Source organism: Chryseobacterium sp. ZHDP1 (assembly GCF_018603435.1).
GTDB classification, from domain to species: Bacteria; Bacteroidota; Bacteroidia; order Flavobacteriales; family Weeksellaceae; genus Chryseobacterium; species Chryseobacterium indicum.
In genome coordinates, this window is record NZ_CP075682.1 from 4650483 (window position 1) to 4671296 (window position 20814).

Genomic DNA, 20814 nt, shown 5'->3' on the forward strand with positions numbered 1-20814 from the left:
TTAGATAATATTAAGCATATTAAATAATACCACCAAAAACATTGCCACACCTACCACGAAACTAAATCCTGTTCCGTAAATAAATCCTATAAATGCTCCTTTTGTGGACTTCAGGGCTTTGTTTATATCCTGACTGTCGTGAAGAAGCTCTCCAACAAAAACTCCCGCAAACATTCCTACCAGAAATCCTAAAGGAATCGGTAAGAAAATTCCTACAATGGTTCCGATAACCGAACCAATGCTTCCCCAGCGGGTTCCGCCGTATTTCTGGGTGGTTTTTGCCGGAATGACGTAATTTAAAATAACAGAAGCCGCAGTGAGAATTACAAATACCCATACATAGATCATAGACAGATCTGCATCTGTACCGTATTTATAGATCAAAAGTCCGCAAATGCTTAATAATAACCCCGGCAAAACAGGAAGAAACGTTCCTAAAATACCTAAAACCAAAAGAATAAGACAAAGGATATTAATTAATGTTGTGTCCATAAGTTGAAATTTATTGACAGTATATAACAAAAGTGACTCCAAAGAGCCACTTTATATAATAATGAAAAAAATGGATTAAAGATTCAGGATTACATACTGTAGAATAACACCTGCATTGCCGATGTTTCCTGCAGCATGGTTGTGGAAACTCGTATAATAAATAAAGCCGCTGTTGGATGATCCGGAGCAAGGACCTACAGTTGCTCCTAATGCAACAAGATAAGGAACCAGAGTCTGCGGAACTGAAATCGTGATCTGGATATTAGTTCCCGGAATTGTAACGCAAACCGGAACAAACGTGGTGTTCGGTGCATTTCCAATTGGAGTTACAGGAATTCCTGTAGCTGTAAAATGATTCGTTCTCAGCATCAATGCCTGATTGGCTCCGTCTTTTACCAGGACTTCCCAGTAAGAAGAATCATAACTGGTAATTTTTTGCCATGCTCCCAAATCAAAATCAATATTAAGATTGCTGAAACCAAGAGCAGAAGACAATCCTGCATTGCTTACCACAGCCGGAACAATTCCCGAACTTCCGTTATTCACAGAACATAGTTTTGAATCGGGAACAAATCCTCCCGCTGGAGCGCAGCCTGAAGTATTATCTGTTCCGCCTACCAGATAAGAAACATCCCAGTCCGAAGCATAGATACTTCCTCCATTAGCAACGAAAATAGCAAGATTTGCGTCGATTGCAGGGAAAAGTGCCTGATTGGTGGAATATTTTCTCGAACCGCAGTTCAGAAAAATGATATCATATTGTGCAATGGTATTTAAATTCGTAAGATCATTATTCGTAATTTCTGTTGCGGTGTATCCTAAAGAAAGAATAATATCTTCAATTTTATCATACGAGCCTTTTACATAAGCAATTTTAGCCACCTGATTCAGTTTGGTCTGGGAAAGATCAAGCGTTAAAGTTTCGTTATTTTTTACAGTCGCAGCAACTTCTGTACGGAAATTGCTTCCATTCCCTGTCTGAATGTGAATGGTGTGATTGCCGACCGGAGCGTCCAGTGTAAAATTACCATCCGCATCGGAAGTTGTGTAGTAAATCTTATATTTATCATCGAAAGTAAAAACAGAGGCACCACCAATGGCTTTTGCGCCGTTTTGAGACATTACTTTACCGGTTACCTTTCCGGTTTTTACCGTATTGTCTGCCGTTGCTTCTGTGGGAGAAGAAGAATCTGAGTGACAGGAACCCAGAGAAAAAAGAATGATAAAAATAAAGAAGAGGTTAAATTTTTTCATAAATTACAGTTTTTAATTAAAAGACTAAATTAATGATTTTATTATTAAATATGTTTTATTTTTAAAATAATTTTAAATAATTGTTAAATAATTTTTGATTGTTTTGTGAAAAATTCTTATTTAATCGGTGTTGGGAGGATTTAAATTTTATTAAATTTGTTATAATGAATGATCAGTTACAGGAAACTAAAAATTTTATACAGGATTTAAGCGAACAGCTTTATATATACATCACCAAAATTTCTCCGGCGGGTCTGGACTGGGTTTTTCATGCTTTTACAAAGCTTGCTATATTAGTTGTTTTATTTTTGCTGGTTGATTTTCTTGTAAAACCTGTGATTAATTTTATTTTCCGTTTTTTTCATAACGAAGAAAAATATCCGGTTGTAAAATCAGTTTACCAGTCCAGAGTTACCAATTCTGTGGCTCATCTTTTTGCTCTGGCTATTGTTGTAGGAATTCAGACTTCTATATTTCCGCCAAAAGCGATTCCCAGAACCAACGTCTTTATTATACGCGCCATCAATCTGGGATTTGTTTTAATTCTGGCGGGGATGCTTTACAGAGGATTAACGGCCTTTAGAAATTATTTTGCCATCAAACAGGATTATTACAAGATTATGGCATTGAATGCGATTTCTGAAACAATGAAAATTTTAGGAATCTTCATTTTCTCCATTGTAGGAATCTGTGTGATTTTCGGGATTAAAGGTTCTACCATTGTCGGAAGTTTAGGAGCGATTACGGCAGTGTTGGTCTTGGTTTTCCGTGATACCATCCTTGGATTTGTAACCGGAATTCATGTTTCCACTTCTAAAAGTTTAAAAGTAGGAGACTGGATCAGTATTCCCAAATACAGTATTGAAGGAAATATCTCAGACATCAGTCTTTTGACGACGAAGATTATGAATTTCGATAAAACAATCTCTTCAATTCCAACCTATGATCTTTTAACTACTGAGATTAAAAATCTTCAGGTGATGTCTGAATCCAATACCAGAAGAATTAAAAAATCAATCTACTTTAATATCAATTCCTTTAAATTTTTAACGGAAGAAGATATTGAAAGGCTGAAAGATATCAATCTGATCTCGGAATATCTTGAAGGAAAAAGCATTGAACTGAAAAAAGAAAAAGAGACTTTAAAGCACAGTGATAAAATAGTGAACGGAAGACAGCTTACGAACATTGGTGTTTTCAGATATTATGCAGAAAAATACCTTGAGAACGATCCCGATGTTAATCAGGAAGGAGCCATGATGGTTCGTCAGCTTGATATTACTCCACAAGGTCTGCCTCTGGAAATCTACTGTTTCGCTAACGATTCGCGCTGGGAACATTTTGAGCAGATTCAGGCGGATATTTTCGATCATTTACTCGTAGCTTCAAAGGAATTTGATCTTCAGGTGATGCAGATCAGTGTTAAGGTGTAATGAAGTTTGTTTTCAGAGTACTTTGTCAACTACATTTTCAAAAATCAAAAAAATAATTTCTCAGAAGAATTTTTTTGTATTTTAGCTTTATGACTAAAATACAATGGGTAGACTGTCATAGAATGCCCTCAAGATCATTTTTTTACAAGAATAAACAATTTCCGGTATGTGCAAGATGTACCGGCATTTACTTAGGATATTTTGTCATGATTCCTTTATTATGGTTTTATCAGATAAGTATTCTTTTAAGTGTTGTGCTTGTTCTTCCTACGTTTGTTGATGGCTTAACTCAGGCTTATCTCAACAGAGAGAGCACCAACTTTATCCGTTGTTTTACCGGAATTCTCGCCGGAATAGGAATGAGTGGTCTTAGTGAAAGAATTACCTATCATACTTATAAATTCATTGAAACATTAATAACTTAAACTATGAGCGATTTTAATCAAAATTACCAAAAGCCTAATCAGTCTAATGAAGACTTGCATATAGGATTAAAGATTTTATCATTCTGTATTCCTTTGGCAGGTGCAATCATTTACTTCGTTAAAAAAGACAAAGAACCTATGGCAGCGAAATCTGCGTGTAATATGGCACTTATAGGACTTGCTGTAAATATAGTTCTTACCATTATAAGACTTACCTTACAGAAATAGGAAAAATCTTAAGACTATAAACCCACTTTTAAGTTGGGTTTTTTTATTTTTGCAGTATGACAAAACTAAGTGTAAACATTAATAAAATTGCGACGCTGAGAAATGCAAGAGGAGGAGAAACACCCAGTGTAACGGAAGCAGCCGTAAAAATTCAGGAATTCGGAGGACAGGGCATTACCATCCATCCAAGACCCGATGAAAGACACATCACAAGAAAAGATGTTTATGATCTGAAACCTTTGGTAACCACGGAATTCAATATCGAAGGAAATCCTCACCGTTCTTTTATCGATATGGTTCTTGAGGTAAAACCGGAACAGGTAACGTTGGTTCCCGATGCAGATGATGCCATTACTTCAAATGCGGGTTGGAACACGAAAAAACATCTGGATTTTCTTACGGAAATTATCGCAGAATTTAAAAATGCAGGAATCCGTACTTCAATTTTCTTAGATCCGACTCCTGAACTGGTAGAATATGCTGCCAAAACAGGAACCGACAGAATTGAACTCTACACCGAAGCTTACGCTAAAAATTATACCCAAAATAAAGAATCTGCCATAAAACCTTATTATGATACGGCAGTTGTTGCTACAGATTTTGGATTGGGAATTAATGCCGGACACGATTTAAGTTTAGAAAATTTAAAATATTTTGCAGATACCATCCCGAATTTGCTCGAAGTTTCCATCGGTCATGCTCTGGTTTCAGAAGCATTATACATGGGAATGGAAAATACAGTTCAGGCTTATCTGAAGAGACTGGCAAAATGGTAAATAGGCTGGAAGCTGGATATGTAAAGCCAAAGGCTTGATAAGTGTTGTCTGAACTATCTGCTTCCAAAACCCACTTCTATCCTAAAAACAAAACGTATGGAAATTTTAAATTCAAAAATATTTGGCGAGAATCTTTCGTCGACACCGCTTTTGGTATTTCACGGTTTATTTGGAATGCTGGACAACTGGGGAACTTTCGGGAAAGATTTCGGAGAGTTTTTGCCAACGCATCTTATTGATCTCCGCAACCACGGAAGAAGTTTTCATTCGGATGAAATGTCTCATGACGATTTAGCGGATGATATTCTTCGCTATATGGAGCATTACGGCATACAGAAAGCTCATATTCTGGGGCATTCTCTGGGAGGAAAAGCAGTGATGCAGTTTGCCATTAAATATCCTGAAAAAGTGGAAAAGCTTATTGTTGTGGATATTTCTCCGAAAGCATATCCTCCACATCATCAGGGGATTATAAAAGCTTTGGAAACCGTGAATTTTAATACGGTAAATTCCAGAAATGATGTGGAAACCGTTTTAAGCCAGTATATTCCTGAAAGATCAACAATACAATTCCTTACAAAAAATCTGTATTGGGATGATAATAAAAAACTGAACTGGAGATTTAACCTGAAAACCCTTTCTGAAAAATACAATCAGTTTGTCTCCAATGCGATAAAATTCGGTGTTTTCGAAGGAGAGACATTGTTTATTGCAGGCGAAAAATCCAATTATATTCTTCCTCAGGATGAGTTTGCTATTAAACAGCAGTTTCCCAAAGCTCAGTTTTCAACAGTTAAAAATGCAGGGCATTGGGTTCAGGCTGAAAATCCTGTAGATTTTGCTAAAATTGTAAAAGAATTTTTGAATATTGTGTAACATAATGCATTTATTGTGGGTTATTTGTTAAAATTTTCTTAAAGTGTAAATTTATTCTACTTTGTGTGATATTTTTTAATATTTTAGTCGAAGCTAAATCACTAAATATTAATCTCATGGAAAATAAGAAAAACAAAAAGCCGTTTTTTGCATCATTTTTAGAAAAACAGATCGCAGAACCGGAAAAAATCAAAGGAGGATCTGAAACTGTTGCGACAGCTCCATTAAGAGATAATGTTACAACGGCACTTCAGGACAGCGTTACAAAACCTTCCAATGATAATGTTACCATGAAGTATCCTTCAGACAGTGATGAAGGGGGTACAGAAATCTAAAAAATGATTTAACTGTATAAACTCTAATCACAGACATTATGAAAAGAAGCGACAAGAAAAAACCGTTTTTTGCTTCGTTTTTAGAGAAGCAGATTCAGAATCCTGAAGAAGTTCAGGGCGGTGGCGGAATAATAACAGGATTAATGGATGATTCTGTTACGTTACCCGCAAAAGATTCTGTTTTTACCTTAAAAACGCTGGACGGACCAGTAACCACAACACCGGTTACAGACACTCCTGTCACACTGAAATATCCTTCAGACAGTGACGAGGGAGGATTTAATCCAGGTAATCCTCCGGGAATTGAATAGTCATAAAAAATACCCAAAATAAACAACTATGAAAAACAAAGATTCAAAAAAGAAGCCTTTCTTCGCTTCATTTTTAGAGAAACAATTACAGGATCCTGAAAAAATTAAAGGAGGTGGAGATGTAACTATTGCATCGCAGGACAGCATTACAAAACCCGCTGTAGATACAGTTACAAAGCCAATCTATGATATGGCGCAAACAATGAAATATCCTTCCGACGGAGATGATGATTCTCCATCTGTTTAATGGATTTTTATTTTCAGATCGCATTAAAAAATCATATTAAAGGAAACTTACACTCTAAGTTTCCTTTTTTAATAAAAAACGGCAGATGATTCTTTGTATAACGCATTCTCACGACTTTTACAATATTGAAATCTTTTTTGAATATTTAAAATCTAAAAATATTCCATGTTTCCGACTGAATTCAGACAAAATCAGTCATTACCAGAAAATCAGCATCAACGAAAACTATTTTGAATTAACTGATGAATCCGGAAATACCGTAAATTCAAACGAAATTAAAGCAGTATGGCACAGAAAATCGTGGGGCATCACTGTTCCTGAAGAACTGGATGAAAGCTTCACAAAAATTTTCCTGAAAGAATATGCTGCCCTCCGAAACAATCTTTTCACTTTACTGGAAGACATTCCGTGGATCAATCCGTTTGAAAATGAAAATAAGATTGACGGCAATAAAATGCATCAACTAAAGATTGCCAAAAAAAACAATCTTACTATTCCCGAAACTATTTTTTCAAACGATTCAGAACAAATAACCGAATTTTTCCATCAGAAATGTAACGGAAAAATGGTGGCAAAACTTCATGGTGCGCTTTCCAAGTCGATGAACGCGGAAAATTTCCTTTCTACCCATATTATCGATGAAAATTCTCTCGAAAATATAGACGATATAGAATACTGTCCCATGATTTTTCAGCCCTACATTGAAAAAGAATATGAACTGAGAATACTGTATCTTGACGGAGAATTTTTTACCGGAAAAATCAATAACAGCGAAAATGCCGACTGGAGAATAGCCAATGAGAATTATTTTTGGTCAGAATATCACTTACCGGAACATATTAAAATCGGTCTCACCTCAATGATGAAAGAAATGGGACTGTACATCGGAGCAATCGATATGATAAAAAGCAAAGACGGAAACTACTATTTCCTGGAAGTAAATCCGCAGGGAGAATGGGGAATGCTCCAGAAAGAACTCAATTTCCCAATTGCGGAAAGAATTGCCGATAACCTTATAAAAAGAATGAAAACCAATGAATAAAATTTTAATAATTACCCATACAGGAGATAATTTTTCCATAGAAAAAGTAACAGAATATATTGCTGAAAACCATTGTGAAGTCATCCGTTTCGACGTCGATTTATACCCTTTGCAAAATAAATTATCTACTCGTTTTGAAGATGGAAAGTGGATCAGTATTTTAGAAACTCCTGAAAAAAAACATCGTTTGGACGATATTTCCGCAGTCTGGTACAGAAGAGCCTACAATATTGGATCTGGTCTGAAAGAAGAGCTGGATTCTAAATTTTACGGTGCAGCGATGGGAGAGATCAGAACGACATTATTTGGGTTTTTAGAGTCTATTGATGTTTATGCATTAGGGAAACCAAGTGTTTACAGAAGAGTAGACAGCAAGGAAGAGCAATTGAAAATAGCTCATAAAATTGGACTTAGAATTCCGGAATCCTGCCTTACAAACAATCCGGAAGAAGCCAGACAGTTCATTGTGAAACATAAAAATGTAGTTGCCAAAATGCAGACTGGATTTGCTATTTATGAAGACGGTGTTGAAAGTGTGGTATTCACCAATGTGGTAAAGGAAGATAAACTGGAAGAACTGGATACGCTTTTATACTGTCCGATGCAGTTTCAGAAAAAAATTGAAAAGAAAAAAGAGCTCCGCATTACCATTGTAGGAAGAGAAGTGTACGCTTTTGAAATCGATTCCCAACAGTCGGAAGCCGCAAAAATAGACTGGAGAAAAGACGGGGTAAATCTCATTGATAAATGGATTCCTGCGGAACTTCCGACAGACATCGAAGCAAAATTGCTGGAACTTTTAGACGTTTACAATATCGATTACGGAGCTATTGATATGATCGTTTCGCCCGAAGACGAATATTATTTCATTGAGATCAACTGTGCCGGAGAATTCTTCTGGCTGGATAATCTTACCGAAGGAAACCTTATTTCTAAAAGTATTGCCGATATCTTATGCGATAAAGCTCCAAGAAGAAACAATATGGTTTTGATCTAAATTTTTCTAACACAAGATAATACAGAAAACGGGCGAAAGTCCGTTTTTTTTAATTTATCCTCAGTTCGGGATAAGAAATAAATTTAAAAAAATTGATTTATCGCATTATATTAATTTATCGCAAAGAAAAACAAAAGATTTTTTACTTATTGAAAGTTTGTAAGGTAAGCAAAGACACTTCGTTTATTTAAAAAAGACAAAAATGGTATTACTTTGATAAGTTTTACACCTTTGTATATCTAAAAAAATGAATTCCTGATAATTGAATCTCTTTGTTTTACCTTGCTTTTAAGAAGACTTATCCCGAACTCAGGTTAATTTAATGATCATCTTATCTATTGCTCAAAACAGAAACATCAAAACTTTTGCTGTTTTTATCCATTTAAAAAACACAAAATCTCCCTTAAAAATCGCAAATTTGCATAACGTAGAATATTATCATAATTTAGTAAGCAATCAAGTAAAAAAAATTGATGGTTTTTGTAACGGGAGCAACCGGAATTTTAGGCAGAGTAATCGTTTTAGAACTTCTGAAAAAGGGAAAAAACGTTCGTGCAGCAAAAAGACCGACGAGCAATTTAAACGAAGTAAGGCATTCCTATACATTTTATACGGAAAATCCCGATGATTTTTTCAACCGAATTGAATGGATCGATGTAGATTTTGATGATATTCTCTCTCTTCAGGAAGCCCTAAAAGGAATTGATGAGGTGTATCACTGCGCTGCTAAAGTGGGTTTCAATCCCAAAGACAGCAAAGAAATTTACCACACGAACATTAAAGGAACAGAAAATTTACTTTATGCCTGTGAAGGTACTGAAGTGAAGAAGTTCCTTCATGTAAGTTCAATTGCTGTTCTCGATAATTTTAATGAAAAAGGTGAGCTGGATGAAGAATCCGATTTTAACCCGAAAGAAGACCATTCTGCTTATGCAATCTCAAAACATATTTCTGAAATGGAAGTCTGGAGAGCTTCTGCTGAAGGGTTAAACGTCGTTATTGTAAATCCGGGAATGATTATCGGAAGCGGAAACTGGGGAAACAGCAGTGGCGATATTTTTCCCACTTTCGAAAAAAACAGTTTTACTTTTTCAGGAGGAACAAGCTATGCGGACGTGAGAGATGTTGCCGCAATCTCTGTTGAACTGATGGAGAAAAATATTTTTGGAGAACGGTTCATCATCATTTCCGAGAACAGAAGATATGCAGAATTAGGAAAGCAGATCCGAAAGAAACTGGGGCTGAAGGAAGCGAAACTCCTGTCACAATTTCAGCTGAATGTCGGAGTTTTGGCAAATGCATTATTCGGATGGCTGATTCCGGCTTTAAGAATGGCGACAAGATCCAATGTAAAAGCAATTTCTGAGATGAATATTGTTTCCAACGAAAAAATAAAAAGCAGATTGAATTATCAGTTCATTCCTCTTACGGAAAGTATTGATTTTCATTTAAATAATTACATCAACGATAAAAAGATAAAGCAATGAATCTTGCAGAAGCAATTATCTTAAAAAATACAGAAAAGCATCCCATAAAATCTGCCATCGGATTTAAAAAGAAAGATGCGGGCTGGAAAGAACTGAGCTGGAAAAAATTCGGCGAAATTGTGTATAAAACAGCCAATGCGCTTAAAAATGCAGGCATTCAGGAAAATGATAAAGTAGCCATTTATTCGGATAATTCATCAGAATGGATGATTTTTGATCTCGCAGTATTAGCAATCGGAGCCATTACGGTTCCGATCTATTCCACCAATAATGCAGAACAGGCAGAATACATCATCAACGATTCGGAAGCAAAGGCTATTTTGGTGGGAGATCAGGCTCAGTACGATACGTGTCTGGAAATTCTGAAAAAAGAAAGTACAAATCTGCAAACGATTATCATTTCTAAAAAAGCTGTCTGGATCAAAAAAGAATTCAGCAGTTTTTATCTTGAAGATTTTATTGCCAAAAGCGCTCCCAAATTAGAATTCTGCAAGAAAGAATATGGAGATATTGCCACGCTTATCTACACTTCCGGAACAACAGGAACACCGAAAGGAGTCATTCTCACCCATGGAAATTTCATAAAAGCATTTGATGCCCATTTTGAATTTTTTAAGTTTAAAAACTTCGAAGAAGAACTTTCTCTGGCATTTTTACCTTTAACCCACGTTTTCGAAAGAAGCTGGAGCCTTTTGTGTCTTTACGGAGGCGCAAGAGTTTATTTCCTTGAAGATCCGAAGAATATCGCCAATGCTTTGGAAGAGGTAAAACCGACCATGATGTGTGCGGTGCCGAGATTTTTCCAGAAAGTCTACGCCGGAGTTTTGGAAAAGGCAGAAGAAGGTTCTTCGCTGAAGAAAAAAATATTTAACTGGGCATTGGAAACCGGTTCGCAGACCGCAGAATTAAGAAGAAGAGAACAGCCGGTTCCATTTGGATTAAAAATAAAAGAAAATATTGCCGAATCTTTGGTTTTCAGTAAAATTAAAGAAAAAATGGGCGGAAGATTGTGGTTTCTGCCTTGTGGCGGAGCTTCATTATCTCCGGAAGTGACGAAGTTTTTTGAGTCGGTTGGAATTCATGTAACGGTTGGCTACGGTTTAACGGAAACTACGGCAACTTTAACCGCTTTTCCTTTGACGCATTTTGAACACGGAAGCTGCGGAAAACCTCTTCCGGGCGTGGAAATCCGAATCGGGGAGAACGACGAAATTCAGGCAAAAGGAAACGGAATCATGAAGGGATATTATAAAAAGCCTGAAGAAACGCAGAAAGTTTTTACCGATGACGGCTGGTTTAAAACCGGAGATGCCGGAACCATCGACAGCAAAGGAAATCTTACCATTACAGACCGATTGAAAGATCTCATGAAGACTTCCAACGGAAAATACATCGCGCCGCAGCAGATTGAAAATATCTTAACCAACAACAATTTCATTCAGCAGATTGTGCTGATTGCGGAAGGAAGACAGTTTGTTTCCGCTTTAGTGGTTCCGAACTTTGAATTTTTAAAAGAATATCTCAAAAAAAATAATATTCCTTTCACCAATTGGAAAGAAATTGTAAAAAACGAAAAGATACACGATTTTTACAAAGACAAAATTAAAGAACTGCAAAGCCATTTATCCGATTACGAAAAAGTGAAAAAATTCACATTGATGCCTTCGGAATTTGATATTAATACGGGAGAAATTACTCCGACACTAAAGGTAAAAAGAAATGTAGTGCTTAAAAAATATGCAGATCTTATTGAGAAAATGTATTAAATTTTAAGGCTGAGCTTAAGATTAAGCAATAACGGTAAATCAGGCTGCATTCCATCTTACAAGAATTAAAATTATGACAACACAGGAGTTTTTAGGAAATAACGAATTTACAATACATAATCAGACAGTTTCGGAAAGCTGTCCTTCGAATATTGCCTTAATCAAATACTGGGGGAAATACGACAATCAGATTCCCGCCAATCCCAGCATCAGTTTTACATTAAATCATTGCAGAACGAATACTTCGATGGAGTTTTCTGCCAATGAACCTTTTTCTGTGCAGACTTTTCTTGCCGGAAATGAGGAAGTAAAATTTGCCGAAAAAATTGAAAAATATTTTCGAAATATTGAACAGTATCTTCCATGGATTTTACAGGGAAAATACATCATCAGAACCGAAAATACTTTTCCCCACAGCTCAGGAATTGCAAGCTCGGCTTCAGGTTTTGGAGTCATTGCCAAATGTCTGATGAATCTTGACGAAACGTTTTCAGGAAAAACATCAGATGAAGAATCGTTGAGAAAAGCTTCTTTTTTAGCAAGATTAGGAAGCGGAAGCGCGTGCCGAAGTCTTTACAACGGATTGGTTGTGTGGGGAGAATCTCAGGTAAAAGGAAGTTCAGATCTTTTTGCAGTACAATACCCAAACGATGAAATTCATGAAATTTTTAAAGATTTTAATGACTGGGTTTTACTCATCCATGAAGGGCAGAAAAGCGTTTCTTCCACTGTCGGTCATGGTTTGATGAATACCAATCCTTACGCAGACAGAAGATTTCAGGAAGCAAGGGAAAATTTCGGTCCCATGAAAGAAATGTTAGCCAGTGGAGACTTGCAGCGTTTTATTAAACTGGTAGAACACGAAGCATTAACACTTCATGCCATGATGATGATGAGCGATCCTGCATTTATTCTGATGAAAACAGGAACTTTGGAAGTCATCAACAAAATCTGGGATTTCAGAAAAGAAACCAGTTTGCCGCTGTTCTTCACGTTAGACGCAGGAGCCAACGTTCACCTTCTCTTCCCGAACGACGGCTCAGAAGGAAAAATAAAATCTTTCATCGAAGCCGAACTGTTACAGCATACGCAGAATAACGGAGTGGTGAAAGATGTGATGAAGTTTTAGAAGTAATTCAAAATATCAGGGTTAAAGACATATTTAAAATCTTTAACCCTATTTTTTATCTATTTATCTAAGATTCCTCTTATTTTATTCGCGTTGGAAATCAGTTCTTCCAGATATTCGAAATTCTCTTTTTCCAAAGCGGCTTTAAACTTTCTTAGCTGAGCAATATGCTCATTAAGAACATCCAGAACATTTTCTTTATTTTGTCTGAAAATCGGAACCCACATTTCAGGATGAGACTTTGCCAGACGAACGGTGCTGGAAAAACCGGAACTTGCCAGTTGAAAAATAGTTTCTTCTTCTTTCTCTTTTTCTAAAACCGTATTTGCCAAAGCGTAAGAGGTGATGTGGGAAATATGCGAAATGTAAGCGGTGTGAACATCATGATCTTCTGCATTCATATAAATCAGATGCATATCAAGACTTTCGACAATTTTTTCAACCAATTCTAAAGCATCTTTCGCAGATTCTTCTTTATCGCAGATAACCCCGGCTTTTCCGGAAAAACTTTCTGAAACTGCCGATTTCGGGCCGTTATTTTCCGTTCCCCACATCGGATGGAAAGCCACAAATCTCGATCTTTTCGGATGGTTTTTTACCGCATTTACAATTCCCGCTTTGGTAGATCCTGCATCCATTACCGTCTGATTTTCCGAAATCAGGTCTAAAACATTCGGCAGTAATTTTCTCGCGGCATCCACAGGAATGGCAAGAATCACCAGATCAGAGTTTTTAATTCCGTACTCCAGATCTACTTTTGCGTCGATTATTTTGAGTTCTAATGCTTCATTCAGATGCTCATTGCTGTTATCAATACCGTAGACGAAATCGGCAATTCCCTTTTGTTTTAATTTTAAAGCTATTGAGCCCCCGATTAATCCTACACCAATAATACTTATTTTCATCGTTTAAATTTTAAAATAAAAAACCCCGCCCAAGGACGAGGTTTTGTTTTATCTATATGAAATCCTTATCCCAGATCTGAGTTAAAAATTCCGTAATAATATGTTCCGTTGTTTGTAATCACGAGACAAAGGTAAATAATTTTTTTTAATCAGGATTAAAAAGTGAATTGTGAATTTTGCTTCGCGAGTCAAATTTTTTACAGGTCAATTAACTTCGTTGCCAATTCGCTTTGCTGTCAATTTATTTCATTGTGAATTTAAGAATTAGCCATTGCTTGCGTAGCAAAATTCATTATTCAAATCATTAAGGATTGCTGATAATCAATGTTGACGGAATATCCGATAACCATATGCTTTTTGTATCGATAAGGTTTTTCCAGCTTTTGCTGCTGATGAGCATTAAATCCTGCGAATTCAGAAATTCTTTCTCAATTTTTTTCTCATTGTATAGCGTAATGTGATTGGGCGCAACCTGTTCGATGCTTCGGATGAGTTCCTTCACTTCAATATTATTCCGGATCTGTCCTGCAACATCTAGGATAATAATCTGGGAATTGTTGTTATTGATGAGTCTTTTGGCATATTCAAGCAGATAAAAATCACTTAAATTAAAAATCGGGACAAAAACTTTGTCTGCGGAAGTGAATTCTTTTTCAACCAGAATCCCAACAGGAATATGGGTTTTATCCAGAATCTGTAACGTAAAATCGTCAAAAGGCGAGTTGTTGAAAATATTTCCTTTTCCTTTAACTGTGTTTAAAAGTTTTTCAGGATTAATAATCTTTGTCGTGAAACCAAGCAATCTTCCCAGTAAACTTCCTTCATACATCGATTTTCCGAGCATGATGAGAAGAAGGTCATAATTTCCTTTGTTGGTAATGTGCGTAAGATCGTTTTCAATATCATTGGACGCTTTGAAAAGCGTTGTAACTTCAAGATTCAGATCATTGGACGTTTCTATTACATTTTTAAACTGCTCATTTTCGTATTCATTAATGTCGTAAGCGTGCATTTCATTCACAGGAGCAATATTCATTGCGGTTATGCTTTTGTTGCCGTTCATTTTATTGGTAAAATCATGAGCCAGTTTCAGCAGGGTGCTTCCGGATTCAGGATGGTCGAAAGACAATAAAACTCTGTATTTTGCATCATTTTCCGGAGATTCATCTTCATCTTTTTTAGATTTAAAAATAAAATTGATGAAATCCAGTGCCGGTCCCGTCATGAAAGTTGTAAACAGCGCCATAATTACCATCATGGCAAATATCTGAGGACTTAAAACGCCCAGATCATAACCGATATTCAGGACAATAAGCTCCATCAGACCTCTGGTGTTCATCAAAGCTCCGATCGTTAAACTTTCTTTCCATTTAATACCTAAAAATTTAGCGGTTAATGCACTTCCTGCAAATTTTCCGATTACTGCGGTTAAAATAATGAATCCTGCCGTAATCCAGAGATGACTGTCATTCAATAGACCGATTTGGGTACGAAGTCCTGTAAATACGAAGAAAAGGGGCAGAAGAAGAACCAATGCCACATCTTCAACTTTATCAATAAACAAAGTTCTGAATTTTGCATTTTCCGGCATAATCGCTCCTGCCATAAAAGCTCCGAAAAGCGCATGAATCCCAATAACTTCCGTAGCATAAGCCGAAAGAATCAAGGTTAAAAAGAAAATTGCAACCATGGGTTTGTTGATGGTGCTTTTTCCTGCCTGTAAGTCACCGATTCTTTTCAGGAATGGTCTTACAATTTTAATCATGAAAAATACATAGGCAATTGCCATCAGAATTACATAGAGTGAACTTTCGAACGATCCTGCTTTTACAATAGCAATTACGGCTGCCAAAATACACCATGCCGTAATATCATCGGCTGCAGCACAGGTGATAACCACAGTTCCCAGTTTGGTTTTCTGAAGATTTCTTTCCTGAACGATTCTTGCCAAAACAGGAAACGCAGTGATACTCATAGCAATAGCGATGAATAGCGCGAATGAGGTAAACTGAATTCCTTCCGGCGCAAATTCTTTATAAATGAAATAAGACAGACCAATTCCCAAGGCAAAAGGGATAATGATACTTGCATGACTGATGACCACCGCATCGTGTGCTTTTTTTCTTAAAACACTTAAATCCAGTTCCATTCCCACAATGTACATGAAAAGAATAAGTCCGATCTGGCTTAAAAACTGAAGATTTCCTAAAGATTCTTTCGGGAAAAGAAATGCCGAAAATTCCGGAAAGTACATTCCTACAAGGGAAGGTCCCAGAACAATTCCCGCGATCATTTCACCGATCACGGAAGGCTGCTTGATCTTCATACAAATCCAGCCGAAAAGTCTTGCAACAAGAATAATCGTAACGATTTGCGCCAGTAATAAAGCTAAAGGATGGTGAAGATTGGTCTTGAATGATTCTAAAAAGTTGTCCCAACTGGAACTGTTGTTTGTTTTTGTAATGATCTTTTCTCCGATTTCCAACGTCTGTCCTTCAATGATGAAAAAGTACATCAGTGATGAAAAAACAATAATGGTGGAAATATAAAAGATGATATTTCTGTATTTTCCCCAATTCATGATTCCAAATTTTAGACAAAATTGCTAAGAAAATCGGAAAAAAAAGATGATTTTTAATCAAATGTAATGAAAAGAAAGAATTTTGCAGTGAAATCTAATGTCCCAATAAATCAGAAAGAGATTTCCTGTAGGTTTCCCCAATCTGAAGTTTTAAGAACCGGTCATTTTCCAGAGAAACAGTGGTAATAATTTCGTTGGTGGAGAATATTTTGACGGCAGATAAAGCAATAACTTCTTTTTTGTTGACCTGCGCAAAATCTTTTGCAGGAAGCATTTCCAGAAGGTTTTTGAAATTCAGGTTTTTTAGAACAATATTGGTTCCGTCTTTAAGAAGGATTTCCTTATCCCGACTGTCGATTTCCGAAGTTTTGATGTAGGCGATCTGGTCCGTAAAAATTACGGTTTTGCCGATGTTGGTATTCCACTCGATAAAATCTTTTTTATGGGTTTTCCGGAGCAATTCTTCCGCTTTTTCGAAAGCCTGGGTTAACCTTTCTTTTTTGATGGGTTTTCTTACATAATCCACAACATTCAGGTCGAAAGCTTCGGCTGCATATTCTTTGTAAGCGGTGGTAAAAATGATTTTTTTTGAGCCTGAAATGGCTTCTGCAACCTGCAATCCGTTTATTCCGGGCATTTCGATGTCTAAAATACAGACGTTGCAGTCGATGTTTTCAATTTCGTTAAGAAAAATTTTAGGATCATTGAATGCTTTTACAACTTCTACATTTTCAATCTGTTCGCATAGAAGTTTTAAATAGCTGATTGCCAGTAATTCATCATCAAGAATAACGCATTTTATCATAGAAATCTCCTAAATTGATTGTTAATTCTGCCGTGAAGATACCGTTTTTTGAACTTTTCTGAAGCGTGTAAAAATTATTGTAGATCATTTTCAGCCTTTGATCCAGAGACTGGCTTCCGAAGCCGCTTTTTTCTTTTTCGAGAACATTTTTCAGAGAAGCTTTATTGCTTACTTTCATCGTGAAAATTCTTTTTTCAAGTTCAAGCTGAATGGAAATAAAAGAGTCTGAAGCAAGGAAATCGGTGTGTTTAAAGGCATTTTCAATCAAATCTACCGAAAGAAGAGGGGCAAAAACTTTCTCTTCGTAAATTTCATCCGATTTATTGATTTTCGATTTAATTCTGAAATCAAAAAGCGGATTTACTTTAATTTTGTTGATCTCAATTAAACTTAAAGCAAAATTTAATTCTTCTTTCGGGCTTACGAATTTGTTATTGCTTTCGTATAGAATATAGTCTAAAACATTCGCAAGTTTATCGAGCGACATATACGTCTGATAGGCGTGAGACTGCACCGAATTCAGGATATTTTTAAATAAATGCGGATTCAGCTTTGTTCCGATGTGTTCAAGCTGTACTTCATTCAGTCTTTCCTGAATCATTTTATTGGCAGTCGAAAGCTTGGCATTTTTTACTTTAAATTTCTGATTTTGGCTGAATAAATAAATGCTTACCGTTAAAAAAAAGAAAACCGCAAATACTCCGATGAATATCCAATAATCATGAATCATGTAGTAATTGCCTTCCATGGATTGAAAATTTATTTACTTCTTTTTATTTTCTATTTTAAACCAAACACTCGGTATTTGCGAAATGTCATGCTGAGCTTGTCGAAGCATCTTTATTTTTTATTTAAACGCAAAGTTTTAATAAAGATAATTCTAAATTTAAAATAAGCAAAGGCATAAATGCTTCGCAAAGCAGACTGATAATTTATTTCAATTTCTTCAAAGAATTTACCGTTACGCTTTCCTCGCATTTTTCGAAAGTGATTTCATAAGCGGGATTCTCTTCAGGATAGGTGAGAAGATAATCAGGACAGGGTTTTTTCTGTGCGTGGCTTCTGTCGAAATCAATCTTTCCTTTGGTGATGATACTGTCTTTCAGAAATTTTTCATCAACTTTTAATGTCGCCATTTCTGCTTTTGCTGTTTCAGAATATTTAAAATCTTTAGACAGGGTTTCTGCAATAACGCGGCTGTTGGGAAGATAACCGCTGCAGCTTGCACCTTTTTTGTTTAAGATAAAAAATACAATAATACATCCCGGTACAAGACCGATTGCATAGAATTTCAGTTTTTTCATTAGAAAATTAAAAGATTGATATCGTGATAAGTAAGTCCGAAACGGTCGCAGATTATTTTCTTCGTGTGTCTGCCTTTGTACATATAAAGACTCTGTTTCATTTCGTTTTTGCGAACCAGCATATTTTCGAAACCGCCTTCTTCGTCGTAATTTAAAATATAGGAAAGAAAGAAATTGGAGATCGCTTTTGTGGTGGTTCTCGGCATTCTTGAAGTAAGATTCGGAAGTCCGCAGTGGATTACACCGTGCTTGATGATGTATGGATCTTCCATGGTGGTAAGTTCGGAAGTATCGATTACTTTTCCGTTGTCGATGGTAATATCGATAATAACGCTTCCTTTTTTCATTTTCATTACCATATCTTCGGTAACGATGGGCGTCATATTAAGTCTTGGAAGGGCTCCGATCACAACATCGGCTCTCCTTAATGCTTTTTTCAACTCTTTCGGATCGATAATAGAAGTCGGAACTCTGCTGTCGACCAGAGTGTGAAGTCGTCTTAATTTTGAAAGTGAATTATCGAAAACTCTTACACTTGCGCCTAAACCGATTGCTGCTTTTGTGGCAAATTCTCCAACGATTCCTGCTCCCAAAATCACCACTTCAGCGGGTCTTACTCCTGTGATTCCGCCCAACATTAAACCGTTGGATAAAGCTAAAAGCTCGGAAGCATAAAGAATGGAAACCGTTCCTGCAATTTCGCCGACCAGTCTTACTAAAGCTAATTGTTTGTATTCGTCTACAATGAATTCGAATGCAATGGCATTTACTTTTTTCTCTGCCAGTTTCAGGAAATAATTCTTATCCCTCAGGTTGATCTGTAATGCGGAAACCAGATAGGTATTCGGACGCATATAATCAATTTCTTCTTCTGTCGGCGGATTTACTTTTAAAATTAAATCCTGTCCGAAAGCTTCTTTAGGATCGTTTGTAATTCTGGCTCCCGATTCAGAATATTGAAGATCTGTAAAGAAAGAACCTTGTCCGGCTCCGGATTCTATGATAATTTCATGACCACTTTCTACCAAAACCTGTACCGCATCGGGTGTAATGCAGGTTCTTCTTTCATTCAGGGAAGTTTCCTTAGGAATTCCTATGCTGAATTGTTTTCCTTTTTTAATGACCTCCAGTTTTTCTTCTTTCGGCATCAGTTCCTCTTCGGTAAAAGGAGTAAAAATGTTTGTAGTACTCATCCTTTTAAATAATTAGGTTCTTACAGATCGTTATTTTACATTCAAATTCAGGAGCAAATATACATAATATTTACTCGAATGAAATTTCTCTGTTTTCTCCGGTATTAATGATGCTCATTTCGTGGTATTTAAGGCCGTAAAGATCTTCTTCATATACTTCAGGCCATTCGATAATGCAGAGAAATGAATGGTCTAAATACTCTTCCATTCCGATATCATAGACTTCATCAATATTTTTTAAACGGTATAAATCGAAATGATATACTTTTCCTTTCGGGGTACTGTATTCGTTAACAATGGAATAGGTAGGTGAGTTTACTTCATCTGTACTTCCCAAGTTTTTAAGGAGAAACTGGGTAAAAGTTGTTTTTCCGGCGCCCAGATTTCCTTTTAAAAGTAAAATGTTATGCTCTAATTTTGAAATGACGGTTTCGGCAATATTCTGCCAGTCTTCCATATGTTGAATCGTGAATTGCATATTTTTAAACAAAGATAATTAATTGCGGTAAAAAATTTAATTCTATATTTTAGAATTATTGAGATAAACATGATAAAAATGTTCTGTCCTTTCCTTTGCTTTTTGAGGATTTCTAGATCGGTTGTATCTTAGAGGAGCTTCGTATAATGCTAAAATTTCAACCATTTCCATGGGTTTCAGATCTTCGACATCTTTTTTAAAAAGAGACTGGGAAACCTCAGATAAGCCTTTTCTGTTTTCTAAGAAGTTAAAACTGCTGAAATTAAACTGAAGACATTCTTTCTGGCTAAATTTGTTTTCAATAAATCTTGCTACAATAAACTGATTCATGAAATAATTTATTCTTTTTGTATGCTTAATTTCTAAAGTTGGTAAAATCTTGTAAGACATTTGATTACATGGGCATTCTTTTCGAGGAACTTGTGGATTAGTTAGTATATCAAACATGTAACTCCATGAATTTGCGGATAACGAATTCGGATAAACGGTATTATAAAAATTTGAAAAGTTATTAGGAATTTTTTCGCTGCTTCTGATGTTGAATGTGATTGTTCTTTTGTCGTTGGTCTTTAAGATGAACATTCCTCCAAACTCTAGATACAAAAGGAATACAATGAAAATAGTAACAGTTATAATAAAAAATCGTCTGAAATATTTCATAAATAAAGAATGTCGTTATAGTTTGATTCAAAAATAAATAAATTAAATTGTTTTAAATCAATAAATTATGTGGGCCAATAAAAATCTTCT

At 36.0% G+C, this 20814-nt stretch carries 23 protein-coding genes; 13 read left to right on the forward strand and 10 right to left on the reverse strand.

Annotated elements, in window-relative coordinates; genetic code table 11:
• Complete coding sequence (locus KKI44_RS21535) at positions 1-492, reverse strand: DUF456 domain-containing protein (protein ID WP_214589072.1); 492 nt, start codon at positions 490-492, stop codon at positions 1-3.
• A gap of 75 nt (positions 493-567) precedes the next feature.
• A complete protein-coding gene (locus KKI44_RS21540; protein WP_214589073.1) occupies positions 568-1746 on the reverse strand; it encodes a carboxypeptidase regulatory-like domain-containing protein in 1179 nt (392 codons plus the stop codon).
• A 164-nt stretch (positions 1747-1910) separates the two neighbouring features.
• On the opposite strand from KKI44_RS21540, the gene KKI44_RS21545 reads away from it, so the two are divergent.
• The 13 genes from KKI44_RS21545 (at position 1911) to KKI44_RS21605 (ending at position 12798) form a co-directional block, all read left to right on the forward strand.
• Entirely contained in the window at positions 1911-3179 is a 1269-nt protein-coding gene (locus KKI44_RS21545) for a mechanosensitive ion channel family protein (RefSeq protein WP_214589074.1), read from the forward strand.
• Between the two features lie 89 nt (positions 3180-3268).
• Positions 3269-3604, forward strand: a complete 336-nt coding sequence (locus KKI44_RS21550) for a DUF2085 domain-containing protein (RefSeq protein WP_214589075.1) — start codon at positions 3269-3271, stop codon at positions 3602-3604.
• A 3-nt stretch (positions 3605-3607) separates the two neighbouring features.
• On the forward strand, positions 3608-3832 hold the full coding sequence (locus tag KKI44_RS21555; protein ID WP_214589076.1) for a hypothetical protein: 225 nt from the start codon (positions 3608-3610) through the stop codon (positions 3830-3832).
• 56 nt (positions 3833-3888) lie between these two features.
• Positions 3889-4608 carry a pyridoxine 5'-phosphate synthase gene (locus KKI44_RS21560; RefSeq protein WP_214589077.1) on the forward strand — a complete coding sequence of 240 codons (720 nt, stop codon included), beginning with the start codon at positions 3889-3891 and terminating at the stop codon, positions 4606-4608.
• A 96-nt stretch (positions 4609-4704) separates the two neighbouring features.
• On the forward strand, positions 4705-5484 hold the full coding sequence (locus KKI44_RS21565) for an alpha/beta fold hydrolase (RefSeq protein ID WP_214589078.1): 780 nt from the start codon (positions 4705-4707) through the stop codon (positions 5482-5484).
• Positions 5485-5600: 116 nt separating this feature from the next.
• Complete coding sequence (locus tag KKI44_RS21570; RefSeq protein WP_214589079.1) at positions 5601-5819, forward strand: microviridin/marinostatin family tricyclic proteinase inhibitor; 219 nt, start codon at positions 5601-5603, stop codon at positions 5817-5819.
• 38 nt (positions 5820-5857) lie between these two features.
• Complete coding sequence (locus tag KKI44_RS21575; RefSeq protein WP_250902114.1) at positions 5858-6130, forward strand: microviridin/marinostatin family tricyclic proteinase inhibitor; 273 nt, start codon at positions 5858-5860, stop codon at positions 6128-6130.
• Positions 6131-6158: 28 nt separating this feature from the next.
• A complete protein-coding gene (locus KKI44_RS21580) occupies positions 6159-6377 on the forward strand; it encodes a microviridin/marinostatin family tricyclic proteinase inhibitor (RefSeq protein ID WP_076392378.1) in 219 nt (72 codons plus the stop codon).
• An 85-nt stretch (positions 6378-6462) separates the two neighbouring features.
• Positions 6463-7419, forward strand: coding sequence for an MvdC/MvdD family ATP grasp protein (locus KKI44_RS21585; protein ID WP_214589080.1), 957 nt, complete (start codon positions 6463-6465; stop codon positions 7417-7419).
• Positions 7412-8416, forward strand: coding sequence for an MvdD family ATP-grasp ribosomal peptide maturase (locus KKI44_RS21590; RefSeq protein WP_214589081.1), 1005 nt, complete (start codon positions 7412-7414; stop codon positions 8414-8416). Before KKI44_RS21585 ends, KKI44_RS21590 begins: the two co-directional genes overlap by 8 nt.
• A gap of 473 nt (positions 8417-8889) precedes the next feature.
• Complete coding sequence (locus KKI44_RS21595) at positions 8890-9903, forward strand: NAD-dependent epimerase/dehydratase family protein (RefSeq protein WP_214589082.1); 1014 nt, start codon at positions 8890-8892, stop codon at positions 9901-9903.
• The gene (locus tag KKI44_RS21600; protein WP_214589083.1) at positions 9900-11669 is read left to right on the forward strand and encodes an AMP-dependent synthetase/ligase; all 1770 of its coding nucleotides are present in this window, start codon (positions 9900-9902) and stop codon (positions 11667-11669) included. Before KKI44_RS21595 ends, KKI44_RS21600 begins: the two co-directional genes overlap by 4 nt.
• Positions 11670-11742: 73 nt before the next feature.
• The gene (locus KKI44_RS21605; protein ID WP_214589084.1) at positions 11743-12798 is read left to right on the forward strand and encodes a diphosphomevalonate/mevalonate 3,5-bisphosphate decarboxylase family protein; all 1056 of its coding nucleotides are present in this window, start codon (positions 11743-11745) and stop codon (positions 12796-12798) included.
• A gap of 59 nt (positions 12799-12857) precedes the next feature.
• Here KKI44_RS21605 and KKI44_RS21610 read toward each other — a convergent pair whose 3' ends face one another.
• From KKI44_RS21610 to KKI44_RS21645, 8 genes are all read right to left on the reverse strand, one after another.
• Positions 12858-13703 (reverse strand): prephenate dehydrogenase, encoded by an 846-nt coding sequence (locus KKI44_RS21610; RefSeq protein ID WP_214589085.1) that lies wholly within the window; start codon positions 13701-13703, stop codon positions 12858-12860.
• A gap of 304 nt (positions 13704-14007) precedes the next feature.
• Positions 14008-16284, reverse strand: a complete 2277-nt coding sequence (locus KKI44_RS21615) for a cation:proton antiporter (protein WP_214589086.1) — start codon at positions 16282-16284, stop codon at positions 14008-14010.
• A gap of 94 nt (positions 16285-16378) precedes the next feature.
• On the reverse strand, positions 16379-17089 hold the full coding sequence (locus tag KKI44_RS21620) for a LytR/AlgR family response regulator transcription factor (RefSeq protein ID WP_214589087.1): 711 nt from the start codon (positions 17087-17089) through the stop codon (positions 16379-16381).
• Positions 17067-17837: a histidine kinase gene (locus KKI44_RS21625; protein ID WP_084196407.1), complete on the reverse strand. Its 771-nt coding sequence runs from the start codon at positions 17835-17837 to the stop codon at positions 17067-17069. The genes KKI44_RS21620 and KKI44_RS21625 overlap by 23 nt, the downstream gene beginning before the upstream one ends.
• A 184-nt stretch (positions 17838-18021) precedes the next feature.
• Complete coding sequence (locus tag KKI44_RS21630) at positions 18022-18393, reverse strand: hypothetical protein (protein ID WP_214589088.1); 372 nt, start codon at positions 18391-18393, stop codon at positions 18022-18024.
• The gene (locus KKI44_RS21635; protein WP_214589089.1) at positions 18393-19586 is read right to left on the reverse strand and encodes an alanine dehydrogenase; all 1194 of its coding nucleotides are present in this window, start codon (positions 19584-19586) and stop codon (positions 18393-18395) included. The genes KKI44_RS21630 and KKI44_RS21635 overlap by 1 nt, the downstream gene beginning before the upstream one ends.
• Positions 19587-19656: 70 nt before the next feature.
• Positions 19657-20064: a tRNA (adenosine(37)-N6)-threonylcarbamoyltransferase complex ATPase subunit type 1 TsaE gene (gene tsaE, locus KKI44_RS21640; RefSeq protein ID WP_214589090.1), complete on the reverse strand. Its 408-nt coding sequence runs from the start codon at positions 20062-20064 to the stop codon at positions 19657-19659.
• Between the two features lie 42 nt (positions 20065-20106).
• Positions 20107-20724 carry a transglycosylase domain-containing protein gene (locus tag KKI44_RS21645; RefSeq protein WP_214589091.1) on the reverse strand — a complete coding sequence of 206 codons (618 nt, stop codon included), beginning with the start codon at positions 20722-20724 and terminating at the stop codon, positions 20107-20109.
• Positions 20725-20814 lie beyond the last annotated feature (90 nt).

Bases quoted from the DNA above. Each gene is read 5' to 3' on its own strand.
- KKI44_RS21615 (WP_214589086.1), bottom strand. From the start codon at position 16,284: ATGAATTGGGGAAAATACAGAAATATCATCTTTTATATTTCCACCATT.
- KKI44_RS21555 (WP_214589076.1), top strand. From the start codon at position 3,608: ATGAGCGATTTTAATCAAAATTACCAAAAGCCTAATCAGTCTAATGAA.
- KKI44_RS21570 (WP_214589079.1), top strand. From the start codon at position 5,601: ATGGAAAATAAGAAAAACAAAAAGCCGTTTTTTGCATCATTTTTAGAA.
- KKI44_RS21550 (WP_214589075.1), top strand. From the start codon at position 3,269: ATGACTAAAATACAATGGGTAGACTGTCATAGAATGCCCTCAAGATCA.
- KKI44_RS21625 (WP_084196407.1), bottom strand. From the start codon at position 17,837: ATGGAAGGCAATTACTACATGATTCATGATTATTGGATATTCATCGGA.
- KKI44_RS21600 (WP_214589083.1), top strand. From the start codon at position 9,900: ATGAATCTTGCAGAAGCAATTATCTTAAAAAATACAGAAAAGCATCCC.
- KKI44_RS21545 (WP_214589074.1), top strand. From the start codon at position 1,911: ATGAATGATCAGTTACAGGAAACTAAAAATTTTATACAGGATTTAAGC.
- KKI44_RS21565 (WP_214589078.1), top strand. From the start codon at position 4,705: ATGGAAATTTTAAATTCAAAAATATTTGGCGAGAATCTTTCGTCGACA.
- KKI44_RS21595 (WP_214589082.1), top strand. From the start codon at position 8,890: ATGGTTTTTGTAACGGGAGCAACCGGAATTTTAGGCAGAGTAATCGTT.
- KKI44_RS21580 (WP_076392378.1), top strand. From the start codon at position 6,159: ATGAAAAACAAAGATTCAAAAAAGAAGCCTTTCTTCGCTTCATTTTTA.
- KKI44_RS21590 (WP_214589081.1), top strand. From the start codon at position 7,412: ATGAATAAAATTTTAATAATTACCCATACAGGAGATAATTTTTCCATA.
- KKI44_RS21535 (WP_214589072.1), bottom strand. From the start codon at position 492: ATGGACACAACATTAATTAATATCCTTTGTCTTATTCTTTTGGTTTTA.
- KKI44_RS21575 (WP_250902114.1), top strand. From the start codon at position 5,858: ATGAAAAGAAGCGACAAGAAAAAACCGTTTTTTGCTTCGTTTTTAGAG.
- KKI44_RS21635 (WP_214589089.1), bottom strand. From the start codon at position 19,586: ATGAGTACTACAAACATTTTTACTCCTTTTACCGAAGAGGAACTGATG.
- KKI44_RS21620 (WP_214589087.1), bottom strand. From the start codon at position 17,089: ATGATAAAATGCGTTATTCTTGATGATGAATTACTGGCAATCAGCTAT.
- tsaE (WP_214589090.1), bottom strand. From the start codon at position 20,064: ATGCAATTCACGATTCAACATATGGAAGACTGGCAGAATATTGCCGAA.
- KKI44_RS21610 (WP_214589085.1), bottom strand. From the start codon at position 13,703: ATGAAAATAAGTATTATTGGTGTAGGATTAATCGGGGGCTCAATAGCT.
- KKI44_RS21540 (WP_214589073.1), bottom strand. From the start codon at position 1,746: ATGAAAAAATTTAACCTCTTCTTTATTTTTATCATTCTTTTTTCTCTG.
- KKI44_RS21605 (WP_214589084.1), top strand. From the start codon at position 11,743: ATGACAACACAGGAGTTTTTAGGAAATAACGAATTTACAATACATAAT.
- KKI44_RS21645 (WP_214589091.1), bottom strand. From the start codon at position 20,724: ATGAAATATTTCAGACGATTTTTTATTATAACTGTTACTATTTTCATT.
- KKI44_RS21585 (WP_214589080.1), top strand. From the start codon at position 6,463: ATGATTCTTTGTATAACGCATTCTCACGACTTTTACAATATTGAAATC.
- KKI44_RS21560 (WP_214589077.1), top strand. From the start codon at position 3,889: ATGACAAAACTAAGTGTAAACATTAATAAAATTGCGACGCTGAGAAAT.
- KKI44_RS21630 (WP_214589088.1), bottom strand. From the start codon at position 18,393: ATGAAAAAACTGAAATTCTATGCAATCGGTCTTGTACCGGGATGTATT.